At 66.8% G+C, this 217-nt stretch carries 1 protein-coding gene; it reads right to left on the reverse strand.

What is annotated here, in order from left to right; all coding sequences use genetic code 11:
• On the reverse strand, positions 1–217 hold a 217-nt coding region (locus AB9K37_RS02580; protein WP_369835411.1), incomplete at both ends, for a hypothetical protein.

A 217-nucleotide genomic window follows, 5' to 3' on the forward strand; every position in this document is an offset into this window, starting at 1 on the left:
CGGCTCTTCCACGTCAGCAAGCGCCGCGAAGGGGTCTTCCTCTTCGGTGGCGGCTAAGTGGTCTGCGTCGGGTGTGGCCTCGACGGCCACCTCGGCTTCTATGGGGGTGTCTTCTGTCGCCGGGGGGAGGCTGTCGTGACCTTGCTCCTCCTCCGCGCCCTCAAGGGCAGCAAACGGGTCGTCTTCCACTGGAGCAGAGACGGCCTCGGTCTCGAGC

The organism is Donghicola sp. XS_ASV15 (assembly GCF_041224595.1).
GTDB lineage: Bacteria > Pseudomonadota > Alphaproteobacteria > Rhodobacterales > Rhodobacteraceae > Donghicola.